Source organism: Deltaproteobacteria bacterium HGW-Deltaproteobacteria-18, assembly GCA_002841885.1.
In the GTDB taxonomy this organism is placed as follows: Bacteria; Desulfobacterota; Desulfovibrionia; order Desulfovibrionales; family Desulfomicrobiaceae; genus Desulfomicrobium.
In genome coordinates this window covers 88,323-100,967 of the sequence record PHBE01000012.1, presented here as the reverse complement: position 1 = coordinate 100,967, position 12,645 = coordinate 88,323, and the positions used below count along the sequence as shown (strand labels likewise).

The window sequence follows — 12,645 nt, the reverse complement described above, 5'->3', positions numbered from 1 at the left end:
ATTTCTGGATTAATTCCTTTTAAAAATTCATCAGGTAATAATATCATGTCTTCTGGATGCCATTTTTTTCCGCAAAAATGATAAATCCCACATTTTCCCATAGGCATGAGAGTATTGCCACTAGAAATTATTTTTATAGTAGAAGAAGGTAAATATAATCCTTTCACAAGAATTTTTTTTGCACAACAAGTAGCTATGCAAGATGTCAAATACGCTCTAGATTTCCAGTAAGAATAAAACCAATTGTTAATCAAATAGTATCTATAGTAAGGATTTTCTTCTATATATCCAACTATTTCTTGAAGAAGAAGCAACGACTCCTGTCCGGATTTTTTTTCACACGGTACAAGTAATACGCCGTCAATTTTGTATTGAGATTTAGAAAGTAAAGTGTCGACAAATATTTGAAATTCTTTTGGATTTTTATAGAAGTCATATGTGGGATAAATTTGGTTATCAGTCCCGTCAAGCCACTCTCTGTTTATATTAAAAAGAATACAAGCATCAACAAGAGCTTGTTCAGTAAGCTCAATTAAAAGATCTTTATCAGACTGAACAGAAGATATTGTAATACCGTGACCAAATGCTCTAGGAATTTGGTTCCTGTGAATGCCATGAGATTCAAATAAATTGATAAAGCGTAACGAAATTGTATCGTTATTTAAAATATTTTTATTTTTTGATTTTTTAAATATTTTAAATACTTTTTCAATGAGTGACGCAATAGCATTTATTTCGCTAAAAATCATATTTGTATCAAGTATTCACGGATAACACTGTTTGCAATATTGATATAAAATTAAACATTAACAAAGATCATAATTTATAATCCATTTTAAACACTTCTTGAGTAGTTTTTACTCCTGTTTATTATTAAGACGATTGCGATATTCTTGAGCAAGTTCGTCTGGATAATATCCATTTTTGATAGCCCATATGGGCCAAATGAAATTAATTTTTGTCCGCTCTTGGTTCTCAATAGTCATATAAGTCTTTGCACCCGTACAAATTAGAAAATCAGAGTTCAGCTTTTGACCAATGAGTGGTTGAATTCCAAACCAAGTCACTTCAACTGGAATATTAAAATCAAGATTTACGTAAAGTGCCTTGTAGGCGGCAATTTTAATGTGCGATTCATCTTCATATAAAGGTGATACTTCAACACACTCAAAATATTTATCGCCTGCACGCCCTGGCAAATCTTGCCCGACAGGATCATCGAAAAAAAATGAAGATTTACTAATGTCGTTTATTGAAATTTTAGATTCTTGAAGAGACTCAATTAGTTTGTATAGACTGTCACTAACATGAAAGTTCGTGTGCTGGTTCGATTTTAATGCCTCATTTGATGTTATCGTCATCATTAGGTACAATTGCCGCAAAGATTTTTCTTCGAACTCTTTAATTATTTTATTAGCACTTTCTATTGCGGCAGGATCTGAAACTTTTGCATGAATATTTGTTTCTGAACCTTTCCTTTTAGTTAGTTCACTGTCGATTGTTGTATTATTAGTTTGTAATTTTGAGCAACTCAATGAAATTATGCAAGTCACTATAGCTAAAAATACTCTCATCATATTAATCCTGTGATTAGAATTGTAGTCAATAGTTGCAGATTTCGCCGCCAAGTTGCTGATACTTAGATGTATGTGACTCAAGCAAGGAAATGGTAAGCTCGGATTGCCTGTTGAGTCTTGCTGGTTGGAGTGTTGGTTGTATTATTAATTTAGAGTGTGGAATAATAACTCTTCAGAACCGTATGACGCAACAATTTAATCTTTAAAATTATTTGAACATGTCTGACAAGCGTTCAGAATTCACAGAGCCCTGGAAATTCTGAGCTGATCTCCGTCTCACCCCTATCGTCTTTCGAGCTCCCTTGCCTTGAACTGGTCAAAATGGATCGGGATGTCATTGAGAGAACGGCCAAATAGCCGTTCCAGCAATTTTGAATAATTCTCAGGTCCCTTAGGAATAACCAGCTCCGAAAATCATCCAGGCCATCAGAGAATCATCAATCTCCAAATCACAAGCAGCTTTGGGTCACATCTGTCATTACTCCCCGTCCAGTTTTCAGAAATTTCTGAACCAAATTCGAAAGTAGGGCAGCAGAAAACACCCCTTGATCATTCTCAAGTGGATCTGTTTCTTTTGCTTCTTCTGGTGGGGAGGAATAGCTCGCAGGCTGGCTGCAACAGGGGGTGCCAACTTTTTTGTTTGGCTCAGGAAAACAAAAAAACTGCCCTAATAGACGGCTTTCAAGCGGCATTCAAGAATCATTTGAAGCGGTTATAAGTGGTGGAGCTGATCAGGATCGAACTGACGACCTCTTGAATGCCATTCAAAAGGTTGTAACGCATTAAGGAGCAGGATAATTTCGGATTTATTGAACATCCGTCATGTCGGTACACGCGCACCCGGACCGAAGTGTCTCCCACGTGTCCCAAAGGATGAAAAATGTGAACTCTATGAACATTATTGCACTCGATATTTCCATAAAAGCAGATGGTTAGACGCCTTGATTGAGTGTTAAATCCGGCCTGTCACGCCGGAGGCCGTGGGTTCGAGTCCCATCGGCCCCGCCATTAGAGAACAAGGGATTTCAGTTCAAACGCTGAAATCCCTTTTTTCTTTTCTGGTCCCGCTGTGGGTTGGGTGCTTTGACGTGCTCTTCAAGGTGGAAAACAAACGACAAGGCTATCCGGTAACGGGTGGCCTTGAGTTGTTTCTTGAGGTGGGGATCGGTTTGGGTTTGTTGGCGGTTGCATGCGTGGACGTGATTGGCGCCCGGCGCCATGAACGCATCGAAGCGATGCGAGGCACTTGGGGTGGTGCCTGTCAAATCCCAATTGTAATAGCTTGAAATCCCAATTTGTCCGATGATAAATCCCAATTTGAATACAAATTTAAACATGAATACAGTCGGTTGTCATCATTTGCTAACTAAACGAATTGATGACGCGAAGGATACGCTGACAGTTCTAATCAGCGGTCCGAGGCAGGCTGGCACGTCGGATCGCAGGGCAGGAGATGCGTTATCTGACTCTTTTCCGCGTCTTGTGCGCGTGCTGGCGGAAATGTCCGGGCAGATGTGCAACTCTTCGCAATTGGGAGGACAGTTTGGTCTCGACCACAAGACCACGGCCCGTTACGTGGGCATTCTAGAACAGATGTTTCTGCTGACCCGTGTCGAAGCCTGGAGTCGCAACCGAATCGGCGGGCTGGTCAAGACGCCCAAATTGCACTTTCTGGATTCCGGCCTGCTCTCGACCCTGCTTGGGCTGACGCCCTCGACGGGCCTGCCCGGGCGAAACCGTTTTGGACATGTTCTTGAATCCTTTGTCCATTCGGAATTGCTCAAACATGCCTCCACGGCCGATAACGAATATCGGATGTTTCATTACAGGGACCGTGCCAAGTATGAAGTGGATCTGGTCATCGAGAATGCTCAGGGGCAACTTGTCGGGGTGGAGGTGAAAGCTGCGGCTTCGGTCAACGAGCGCGATCTGCAGGGGATGCGACGCTTCGCGGAAGCGGCGGGCGACAAAATGCGCCTTGGAGTGATCCTTTACGACGGTGCGGAAACATTCTCACTGGGGCCAGACCTCCTGGCCGCGCCGCTGTCTACTCTATGGGGGCGGTGATTCGGCTGATGCGTACCGATAGTATTGTCAGTCTCAAAGTATTTAATAATTGATTGGAGAAGCAGCGAGCGGCATTAAAGAAAGTCAAATCGAGACGTGATAACCAAACAAAAGAGTCCCTCCGAATATACTGCCAGGATCTGTAATGCACACAATGTATCCGTTTCGCAGTCTTTTGCTAGGGCAAACGATTCAAGTGAGGGTGACTCCATGAGATTTGAAACTATCTGGGCCGAGAAGAAAAGGGGTCAGGACTGCTTTTGACTTTTCTTCGTGCCGTGAGTTCAAGCCCATCGGTCCCGCCGTTAGAGAACAAGTACTCTTGGTCTCAGAGACCCAACCCGACCAGCCCCAATATCAGAACCCGACCCCAACAGAAAGCGCTCCAGATCAATGCGGCCCGTTCCGTCGAACTCGACGCCCTCGTTTTCGAGCAACCGCTTCTGATCTTCGTAACCCTGGAAGACCCGCAATGCGATGCGTCCTTCCCGGTTGACCACGCGGTGCCAGGGCAACCCTTCTGAGTGCGAGCACGTGTGAAGAATCCGCGCGACCTGCCGGGCGGCTCGCAGGTTTCCGGCCATGCCCGCGATCTGCCCGTAGGTGGCGACCCTACCCGAGGGGATGCTGTGGATGGCTTCGATCACCCGGATGGTGAAGGATTGGTGCGTCATAAATCGGGAAGCCGTTGGTATCTCATGTTGATGGGGCATCGTCCGGACGTGCCTAAAGCCGGACGCATGGAACCCGTGCGAGCCCCATGCACCGGCATAGGCCGTGTTCCTGTCGTTTTCAAGCGACTTCCTTGAGTGTCGTGGCTGCCTGAGGATGGGGCGAGCCTTCATCCCCTGCCGTCGGCCCGCCGCTCAACGAACACCTCCTTGGCCGCGAAGAGCCCGTTCAGGGCTGCGGGAAAACCGGCGTAGGCCGACATCTGCATGATGACCTCGACAATCTCCTCCCGCGTGCAGCCGACATTGAGGGCGGCGTGCAGGTGGACCCGGAGCTGCGGTCCTGCCGTCCCCAGCGCGGTCAGGGCCGCGACCACGGCGATTTCCCGGCTTTTGAGGTCCAGGCCCGGCCTGGAGTAGATGTCGCCGAAGCATTCAACGAGGTAGCGCCCGAAGTCCGGCGCGATGTCCTTCAGGCTCTCGATCACCTTTTCCCCGACGCTGCCATCGACCTTTGCGAGCATGGCGAGTCCCGTCTCGTAGCGTGTCATAGTCTCCTCTCCTTGTTGGGTGTTTGTCCTCTTTCGATTGAAGTAGGAGCCCGGAGAGGCTTTGCATCGTACTTTTTTTGCGATACCTTTTCGGTATGACGGAACGGATGCTCGAATCCCTGGACCTGCGGCAGCTGCGCTATTTCGCGGTGGTGGCCGAAGAATTGAACCTGCGCCGGGCGGCGGAGCGCCTGTTCATGGCCCAGCCGCCCCTGAGCCGCCACATGAAGCGGCTGGAGGAGTTCTTGGGCGTGGCGCTGTTTGTCCGCCATTCCCGGGGCCTGACCCTGACGACGGAAGGGGAAAGGGTACTCGAAATCGTCCGTCCCGTACTGGAACTGGAGACGGCCACCCGTGAGCGGCTGCACGCCTTGCGCGTCGCCGGAGCGCGTGCTCCTGTCGTCGGCCTGACCACGGCTTTCGAGCAGGGGGTCTTCGCGGCCCTGGAGTCGCGGCTTTTCGGCGTCCATGGGCCGGGGCTGCGTCTGGAGCGCGCGACATCGCCCCGCCTGGTTCGCGATGTGCGCAGGGGCAGAGTCGATGCGGCCTTCGTGGCGCTGCCTCTCGACGCGCCTGGGCTGCATGTCGTGCCGTTGTCCTACGCTGAGCCGCTGCTCGCCGTCCTGCCGGAAGGCTGGCCCGAGGCCGCGCAGGGCCGCCATCACTTGCGCGATCTGAGCGGGAAGCCTCTCTTCTGGTTTCGGCGAGAAGAGCACCCCGCGTTTTTCGATCACACGAAACGGGTCTTTGCCCACGCCGGTTTCGCGCCGATGCTCAAGGAGGAACCGGCCGAGCATGACGTGCTGCTGGCACGCATCGCTGCTGGTGAAGGCATGGGGCTGTTCCCCGCGTCGTTTTCCGCCATCCGCAGAACCGGGGTGGTTTTCGCCGCGTTGGCTGAAGGGAATCTCCTTGGTATCCGTTTGGGGCTGATAGCCCGCACTGATCTCGAAGCCCTCGCGGAGAGCCTGGTACGACTGGCCGAGGATGCACTGACAAGCTCTAAAAATTTGAGTGCTACCTGATTTGAGGGTGCCCGGTCGAATTGGAGTCTACTCCAGAGTCCCATCGGCCCCGCCATTAGAGAACAAGGGATTTCAGACGGAAGAATGAAATCCCTTTTTTCTTTTCGGATTCCGCTGTGGTTTTATGTGACCCCAGCTACCTCTTTTTTGACTTGGAAGACGAAAAACCATCCGGTGACGGGTGGCTTTTGTCGTATCAGGGAGGGGAGGGGCGGAAGTCATGAACACAAAATATGTATGACAAAGCAATCGCTTGCCGTTACCGGTACTTTGCTTGTATCGACGTTTTCGCGATACGTTCCATTTCGGAGAAAAAGCCGGATGGTGGTTAAATTCAAGATTCAAGATTTGCTCTCCATCCCAGGCGTTCAAAACAGGGGCATGAGAGGACAAGGGAGATGTATCAAATGATCAGCATTGAATTTTTCATCACATCGTTAATTGTGGTGCTTATTCCTGGAACAGGGGTAATATACACCGTCTCTACTGGACTTATTCAAGGCCGAAAGGCGAGTGTGTTCGCCGCACTAGGATGCACGGCAGGGATACTCCCGCATCTCATGGCTACGGTTTTGGGTCTTGCCACCATCATGCACACAAGCGCGCTTGCTTTCCAGACTCTGAAATACGCTGGTGTGGTTTACTTGTTCTACGTCGCCTATGCGACATGGCGTGACAAGACGGCTTTCGCCATTGACGCAAACCCCTCTACAAAAACGGCCGCTGGCTTGGTCGTAAAAGCGTTCCTGCTCAACATTCTGAACCCCAAACTGACCATCTTCTTCTTGGCTTTCCTTCCGCAATTCATTCAACCAGGCACAGCTCAGCCTCTTTTCCAGCTTCTACTCCTCAGCGCTACCTTCATGGCTATGACGTTTATCGTATTCGTAATCTATGGCTTTCTTGCACATGTATTCCGCAATACCGTTATCGAGTCTCCACGAGTGCAAACCTGGCTACGGCGTGGATTTGCCTCAGCATTTGTCGGCCTTGGGGCGGAACTTGCGCTCACAGATTGATGGAGGCTATTGCGTCCACGAAATCGATCGCTCTGCCTTGGAGGAGGTTTCAGCAGGGGTAGAGGGTCATTTACACCGAAACGCAGCCATCCATAAGGTCTGCCTTGAGTTCGGCTATGCCCAGGCGCATGTTGCTACTGCGAAAGCTTTGTATTGCTCAATGATAAGTAAAATTATTCGGAAAATGGAATAATTCAAGATTCAAAATCTGAACCTCGATTTGCGCTGCGAATATGGCGAGGAGACGAACGCGCGTTATATGTATCTTTAAGCGGAGAAGCTAAGACGGCCTATTTAGCGCGAAATACGCAAAACATAAGACAATTCAATCCGCTGAGTGAGTCTCACTTTGTTATTCTTCACATCGCTTGCAATACTCTAATCGTTTTGCTATTATATATAAGTTTTAAATAATTTATTTATATTTTTTTTGATTTATATGTATATTAATATTCATAAGGTGGTTTATGAAAGTAATTAAAATAGTGTCATTGGCTTTTGTGCTATTATTGTGCGTAAATTATGCTTTTGCTGATAGTAATTTGTCTTTTGATAGTACATTAAGCGCAGCAAAAAGCGGAGATATGGATGCGCAGTTTCAACTTGGTGGGATTTATTTTTATGGACGGGGTGTTCCTGTAGATTACGCAGAGGCTGCAAAATGGTTTCTTAAAGCTGCAAAAAATGGAGAGACAGGTGCGCAGACTATTATTGGCGCGATGTATGCGCATGGAGTAGGTGTTTCTAGGAATTACACTCAGGCTGTGAATTGGTTTCAAAAAGCTGCCGACAAAGGTGACGCGAAGGCACAAGAAGAATTAGCTTCAATGTATTTACAAGGTCTTGGTGTAGAAGTTGACCACGATATTGCTATCAAATATTATAAGGAAGCAGCCATGCGGGGCAATGTCAAAGCCCAGTCTGCTCTCGCTTCAATATATTCAGACGGAGAAATTATTCCTAAGGATACAGAATAAGCTGTAAAATGGATATTAATGGCAGCGGAAAATGGAGATTCAAATGCTTTAACCGCTTTAATCATGACTTTATCAAATTTAAAAGACCAAACATTATTAATTAATCTATTACGAAATTCGGCAGAAGATGGGAATGCCGAAGTTCAGACCGCACTTGGCATCGCTTACGCTAAATCTGAAGGCGCTAGTCAAAACTATAAAGAGGCTGCGAAATGGCTTCGAAAAGCTGCCGACAATAACAATGCTGAAGCGCAAACGTTCCTTGGGCTAATGTATGCCGAATGCAAAATCTGGGGTCAGAGCTTGAATCTTGAATCATCCCATTTTACGGATGATTTGACTCACTGTTGAATAGTACAAGCCTGGACGGGGAAAAGGACCAAACCTCGTTTTGGCTTTTTCTAGCGAGCAAGTCCTTTTCGCATTTTCGCTACAAGAAAAGTAGCATCACCGGCAAGCCCTTCTTTTGTCATACAAATTTTACGCAGAACTAGCATTGTTATGCGCGCTGATTCTGCAACCAAATTGAAAATTCTGATTATTCTTTTTCCGATATAATTCATGATTAAAGATCTGACCCTTTTTCCGCGCTTTTTCCGCGTGTGACCATTTTTCTGCGTGCGCACTGTTCATGAAAGAAATGTCATACAGCAGCATTCAATCACGCATGCACTTGATATTGTGGTCACCATTGAAGAATTGTTCCGGACTGAAATCAATGCCCGGCAGTATGGACAAAATGAACGATTCTCCCGTATTTCCGGGCGGGTCCATACCGCTCATTTCGCCCATGCCATTCATCTTGTCCATGAAACCTTGCTGCCTGCAGGCTCAGGAAAAGTCTTCGACACGGAGAAATGAGGCGGCGAAGGCGGGAAAGGGGCAGGGAACACGCGGTTTTCCGAAGTCAGAAACAGGATACGGTGCTTTGTGACCTGCGGCATGCCGTGACGGGGCGCACGGACGAAGGGCGCGCCGTGTACGCTCGGCGTGAGGTCCTCGTGCCCGTGCCACACTGGCATCACGTTTCCGGCCTGGCGGAGAGCGGGTGGTCCGGCGGCGGGATGCCGGGGCGCTGAAAAAAGTGTTCCGCATCCGGAGGTGCGGAACGTGGTCTGCGGCAGAAGGATTGCCGCAGTATATATCATACGAATCCGGGGACAGGGGCGCGGATGGCTGCAAGGAGGGGGGGCGGCCTGCCTGAGTTTCGGCCTCAGGCGTTGCCCGTTCCCCTGTCCGAGGTATCGTCTATTGCTGTAACCCGGCCGTCGGCACCGTCACGAGTTCCAGGACCTGTTTGGGGCAGGCCTCGACGCAGGCGCAGACGTCCTTGCCGTTGTCGGCACGCCAGGTCTGGCACAGGTCGCACTTCTTGGCCGCGCCCTTGTTCTTGCGGCCCGTAAAGCCCGTTTCCCCTTCCTCGCCGACTTCGATGGCTCCGTAAGGGCAGGCCATGACGCACATCTTGCACCCGACGCACATGGCTTCATTGACGGTGACGATGCCCTTTTCCTGCCGGATCACGCCGAAGGGACAGGCGTTGACGCAGGGGGCGTCGTCACAGTGGTGGCAGCGCGTGGGGAATTTGAGGTTGTCGACCTTCACGACCTTGATGCGCGGGAAGACCGGCAGGCCGCGTTTTTTCGCTTCCTTGAACGACAGGTTGATATGCGCGCTGACGCAGGCCATCTCGCATTTCTTGCATCCGATGCATTTTTCGGCATTGGCCTGGATTGTGGGCTTCTCCGACGGGTTTGACATATTTTCCCTCACTGCGATGGGTTTTCCACTTCGATGCTCTTCACGTACATTTCACGTCCGGTGACAAGCCTGACCGTTGACGTTTCGCAGACCGGACACCGGAAGATCCTGCCCTGGCGCGACGCGGCTGCGCCGCACAGGTTGCAGATTCCGGTGGCCGGGATGCGTTCGATCTCCAGTCCGGCCTTTTCCGCAAGGGTTCCTTCAGCCAGCATGGCAAAGCAGGAGACGAGGGTCGTGGCCTCCACTCCCGCGAATTCGCCCACGCACAGATCCACCCGGTGCACCGCCGGCGCCTGGGCCCTTGCGGCCTGGTCGACGACGATCTCGAGAATGTTCATGGCCAGGGTGGATTCGTGCATGGGCGTCCCGAATACTCAGCGTTCCGTGCAGGAAATGCACGGGTCGATGCTGTTGACGATGAGCGGGATGTCGGCGACCTGGCAGCCGGCCATCATCACTTGCAGGGCCTCCCAGTTCATGTAGGTCGGGACGCGCCATTTGAGCCGCTGCGGCGTATCGGAGCCGTCGGAGCGGAGGTAGTAGACCACCTCGCCCCGCGGCGCTTCGGTGCGGGCCACGGATTCGCCCGGAGGAACTGTCACCATGCCGCTCACGGCGATGGGGCCGTCCGGGATCATGTCCAGGCACTGCTCGATGATCCTGACGGACTCCGCGGCCTCGCGCAGGCGCAGGAGGGCACGGGAGTGCACGTCGCCCCTGGTGTCCGACTGGACCTCGAAATCGAGGTCGGGGTAGACCGCGTACGGGGCCTTGGCGCGGATATCGTAAACCACGCCCGAGGCGCGGGCCACCGGCCCGACCACGCCGTGACGGATGGCCTCCTCCTGCGACAGCACTCCGATGCCCTGGGTCCGGGCGCGGATGAGCGGATCGCGCTCGTACACGCCGTGGATTTCGTCGAGCTGGGGCTTGAGCTGCTCCAGCTGGCCGCGCAGAAAGGCGGCCGTGTCGGCGTCGATGTCCGTACGGCAGCCTCCGATGACGCACTGGCCGAGATTCATGCGGTTGCCGTAGACGCCCTCTTTGGCGTCCTGCATGATCTCGCGCACTTCCATGACATGCATGAACAGGGAATCGAAACCCACGAGGTGGGCCATGATGCCCACGTTGAACAGGTGCGAGGCCACGCGTTTGACCTCGTCGGCGATGACGCGCAGGTACCTGGCCCGTTCGGGTACAAACAGGCCGCTCAGGTTTTCCACGGCCATGCAGTAGGTCGCGGGGTGGCTGTTGGAACACAGCGAGCAGACGCGCTCGGTCAGGGTGACGTTCTGGAAATAGTTGCGGTTCATGGCCAGCGCTTCCATGCCGCGATGCACATGGCCTGCGGCCAGGTCCACGCTGCGTACGGTTTCGCCCTCAACCTGGATGTTGAAGTACATGGGCTCTTCCAGGGCCACATGCATCGGTCCTACCGGCAGGGTGTATGTCGATGGTGTCGTGGACATCAGTTCAGCTCTCCCTTGGCCCAGTCAGGCATTTGTTTTCCTGCGAACACCTTTTCCCACAGGGTTGTGGTCGAGGCGCCGTTCATGAGGGTCGAAAGCGGAATCAACCGGTCAAGGATGTCCGCGTCAAGGTCCTTGTCGACGAACAGGCGGCCGGGGCTGGGATGGTCGATGATCCCGATCCCGTAGAGTTCCGCGAATTCACGTTCATTCCAGCCGGCGTTTTTGAACCAGTGGGCGATGGACGGCACCCGCGGGAACTCGTCATCCAGGAGGACCGTCACCGTGGCGACCACGCCGTCGATGTCGAAGTGGTAGGCGATCTCGCGGCCTTCCGCCCGTCCGAACTTGTCCCTGCGGTAGGCGGTGATGGTCAGCAGGCGGGCCTGCAGCCCGGCCAGGGCCGGGGCGATGGTGCGCAGCGTATCGGGGGAGCCGGGCGTGATCCAGGCGAAGGCGTTGCCGTTCACGTCGTATGACCAGCGCACGTTGTCCTGGTCGCAGAGCTGGGACAGGGCCTGATTTACGGAGTGGATTATATTTTTTTTCATATGGTTTCCTGTGCGTGGCTGCGGCGTTCTTCGGACGCCAGCCGGGCCACGCTGGTACGTTTGCATTCGGGGCAAAGCAGGAAGCGGTCGGGGTTGTTGGCGCCGAGCCTGTCGGTGATGGCCTTGGGGCGCGGCTGGATTCTCTTGCCGCATTCCGCGCACTGGCCGAACGGGATGAAATTGGCGATGGCGTTGTCGAAGCGTTCTTCGCCAAGATGCGCGAGCTTCCAGTTGGTGGACATCTTCAACGCGCCGGTGGGGCAGTAATGGGCGCACATGCCGCAAAAGACACAGGAATTGTGCCACAGCGCGAACTGCATGCCGGAACCGTCTTCGCTGGGGCGCAGCTGTATGGCGCCGGGTGCGCAGACATGGCGGCAGATGCCGCACAGAATGCATTTTTCCGGATCGTGTTCGGCGCAGCCACGGAATTTTGCGGGCGTTTGCGCCGGGGCGAAGGGGTACGGATCGGTCGCGGGGCCCTGAATCAGATTGCGGACCATGATTTTCAAGAACGGGAACATACGCCCTCCTCAATGCGGTTACGCAGAACATCCACTGCCTTGACAATGCCGTCGATAATGGCCTGGGGCCGCGGCGGACAGCCGGGAACGATGACATCCAGGGGGATGTACCGGCTGATATCGGCCTCCACGGAATAGCTTTCCCGGAAGCATCCTCCTGAAACAGGGCACACCCCGATGCCCACGGTGACCTTGGGGTGGGGAATCTCGTCGTAGACGCGCAGGACGCGGTCGCGCACGCGCATGGTCAACGGGCCCGAAATGAGGACCACGTCCGCATGGCGCGGGCTTCCGCAGTATTTGCAGCCCAGGCGTTCCACATCGTAGCGCGGGATAAGCGCCGCCGTGGCCATTTCCACGTCGCAGCCGTTACAGGAACCGGCATTGATCCGGTAAATCCACGGTGAGCGCGGAGCGAGTTTGGACATGAATTTGAGCATGGTGAACCCT

At 52.2% G+C, this 12,645-nt stretch carries 14 protein-coding genes; 5 read left to right on the top strand and 9 right to left on the bottom strand.

Annotation, left to right across the window (positions count from 1 at the left end; translation table 11 throughout):
- Positions 1-857: 857 nt before the first annotated feature.
- A complete protein-coding gene (locus tag CVU60_12355; GenBank protein PKN41225.1) occupies positions 858-1,364 on the bottom strand; it encodes a hypothetical protein in 507 nt (168 codons plus the stop codon).
- A gap of 1,193 nt (positions 1,365-2,557) precedes the next feature.
- On the opposite strand from CVU60_12355, the gene CVU60_12350 reads away from it, so the two are divergent.
- Positions 2,558-2,863 (top strand): hypothetical protein, encoded by a 306-nt coding sequence (locus CVU60_12350; protein PKN41224.1) that lies wholly within the window; start codon positions 2,558-2,560, stop codon positions 2,861-2,863.
- Between the two features lie 16 nt (positions 2,864-2,879).
- On the top strand, positions 2,880-3,644 hold the full coding sequence (locus tag CVU60_12345; GenBank protein PKN41223.1) for a hypothetical protein: 765 nt from the start codon (positions 2,880-2,882) through the stop codon (positions 3,642-3,644).
- A 305-nt stretch (positions 3,645-3,949) separates the two neighbouring features.
- On the opposite strand, the gene CVU60_12340 is transcribed toward CVU60_12345, so the two are convergent.
- Both CVU60_12340 and CVU60_12335 read right to left on the bottom strand, forming a co-directional pair.
- Positions 3,950-4,318, bottom strand: a complete 369-nt coding sequence (locus CVU60_12340) for a DNA methyltransferase (GenBank protein PKN41270.1) — start codon at positions 4,316-4,318, stop codon at positions 3,950-3,952.
- Positions 4,319-4,485: 167 nt separating this feature from the next.
- Positions 4,486-4,866: a 4-carboxymuconolactone decarboxylase gene (locus CVU60_12335; GenBank protein PKN41222.1), complete on the bottom strand. Its 381-nt coding sequence runs from the start codon at positions 4,864-4,866 to the stop codon at positions 4,486-4,488.
- 125 nt (positions 4,867-4,991) lie between these two features.
- On the opposite strand from CVU60_12335, the gene CVU60_12330 reads away from it, so the two are divergent.
- From CVU60_12330 to CVU60_12320, 3 genes are all read left to right on the top strand, one after another.
- The gene (locus CVU60_12330) at positions 4,992-5,891 is read left to right on the top strand and encodes a LysR family transcriptional regulator (protein ID PKN41269.1); all 900 of its coding nucleotides are present in this window, start codon (positions 4,992-4,994) and stop codon (positions 5,889-5,891) included.
- A gap of 407 nt (positions 5,892-6,298) precedes the next feature.
- Positions 6,299-6,910 (top strand): lysine transporter LysE, encoded by a 612-nt coding sequence (locus tag CVU60_12325; GenBank protein ID PKN41268.1) that lies wholly within the window; start codon positions 6,299-6,301, stop codon positions 6,908-6,910.
- Between the two features lie 467 nt (positions 6,911-7,377).
- Positions 7,378-7,887, top strand: a complete 510-nt coding sequence (locus CVU60_12320; GenBank protein PKN41221.1) for a hypothetical protein — start codon at positions 7,378-7,380, stop codon at positions 7,885-7,887.
- A gap of 1,248 nt (positions 7,888-9,135) precedes the next feature.
- Here the strand turns inward: CVU60_12320 and CVU60_12315 are convergent.
- Genes CVU60_12315 through CVU60_12290 form a run of 6 tightly spaced genes read right to left on the bottom strand, consistent with a single transcriptional unit; the run spans position 9,136 to position 12,635 of the window.
- The gene (locus CVU60_12315; GenBank protein ID PKN41220.1) at positions 9,136-9,648 is read right to left on the bottom strand and encodes an iron-sulfur protein; all 513 of its coding nucleotides are present in this window, start codon (positions 9,646-9,648) and stop codon (positions 9,136-9,138) included.
- Positions 9,649-9,656: 8 nt separating this feature from the next.
- Complete coding sequence (gene hypA / locus CVU60_12310; GenBank protein ID PKN41219.1) at positions 9,657-10,010, bottom strand: hydrogenase maturation nickel metallochaperone HypA; 354 nt, start codon at positions 10,008-10,010, stop codon at positions 9,657-9,659.
- 15 nt (positions 10,011-10,025) lie between these two features.
- Positions 10,026-11,120, bottom strand: a complete 1,095-nt coding sequence (locus CVU60_12305) for a carbon monoxide-induced hydrogenase (GenBank protein PKN41218.1) — start codon at positions 11,118-11,120, stop codon at positions 10,026-10,028.
- The gene (locus tag CVU60_12300) at positions 11,120-11,824 is read right to left on the bottom strand and encodes a hypothetical protein (protein ID PKN41217.1); all 705 of its coding nucleotides are present in this window, start codon (positions 11,822-11,824) and stop codon (positions 11,120-11,122) included. The genes CVU60_12305 and CVU60_12300 overlap by 1 nt, the downstream gene beginning before the upstream one ends.
- Positions 11,668-12,195: a 4Fe-4S ferredoxin gene (locus CVU60_12295; GenBank protein ID PKN41216.1), complete on the bottom strand. Its 528-nt coding sequence runs from the start codon at positions 12,193-12,195 to the stop codon at positions 11,668-11,670. The genes CVU60_12300 and CVU60_12295 overlap by 157 nt, the downstream gene beginning before the upstream one ends.
- Positions 12,180-12,635, bottom strand: coding sequence for an NADH-quinone oxidoreductase subunit B (locus tag CVU60_12290; GenBank protein PKN41215.1), 456 nt, complete (start codon positions 12,633-12,635; stop codon positions 12,180-12,182). Before CVU60_12290 ends, CVU60_12295 begins: the two co-directional genes overlap by 16 nt.
- Positions 12,636-12,645 lie beyond the last annotated feature (10 nt).

Excerpts from the sequence above, each read along its gene's own strand:
- CVU60_12355 (PKN41225.1), bottom strand. The coding sequence starts at position 1,364 with ATGATGACGATAACATCAAATGAGGCATTAAAATCGAACCAGCACACG.
- CVU60_12345 (PKN41223.1), top strand. The coding sequence starts at position 2,880 with ATGATAAATCCCAATTTGAATACAAATTTAAACATGAATACAGTCGGT.
- CVU60_12340 (PKN41270.1), bottom strand. The coding sequence starts at position 4,318 with ATGACGCACCAATCCTTCACCATCCGGGTGATCGAAGCCATCCACAGC.
- CVU60_12335 (PKN41222.1), bottom strand. The coding sequence starts at position 4,866 with ATGACACGCTACGAGACGGGACTCGCCATGCTCGCAAAGGTCGATGGC.
- CVU60_12325 (PKN41268.1), top strand. The coding sequence starts at position 6,299 with ATGATCAGCATTGAATTTTTCATCACATCGTTAATTGTGGTGCTTATT.
- CVU60_12320 (PKN41221.1), top strand. The coding sequence starts at position 7,378 with ATGAAAGTAATTAAAATAGTGTCATTGGCTTTTGTGCTATTATTGTGC.
- CVU60_12315 (PKN41220.1), bottom strand. The coding sequence starts at position 9,648 with ATGTCAAACCCGTCGGAGAAGCCCACAATCCAGGCCAATGCCGAAAAA.
- hypA (PKN41219.1), bottom strand. The coding sequence starts at position 10,010 with ATGCACGAATCCACCCTGGCCATGAACATTCTCGAGATCGTCGTCGAC.
- CVU60_12305 (PKN41218.1), bottom strand. The coding sequence starts at position 11,120 with ATGTCCACGACACCATCGACATACACCCTGCCGGTAGGACCGATGCAT.
- CVU60_12300 (PKN41217.1), bottom strand. The coding sequence starts at position 11,824 with ATGCGGCAAGAGAATCCAGCCGCGCCCCAAGGCCATCACCGACAGGCT.
- CVU60_12295 (PKN41216.1), bottom strand. The coding sequence starts at position 12,195 with ATGTTCCCGTTCTTGAAAATCATGGTCCGCAATCTGATTCAGGGCCCC.
- CVU60_12290 (PKN41215.1), bottom strand. The coding sequence starts at position 12,635 with ATGCTCAAATTCATGTCCAAACTCGCTCCGCGCTCACCGTGGATTTAC.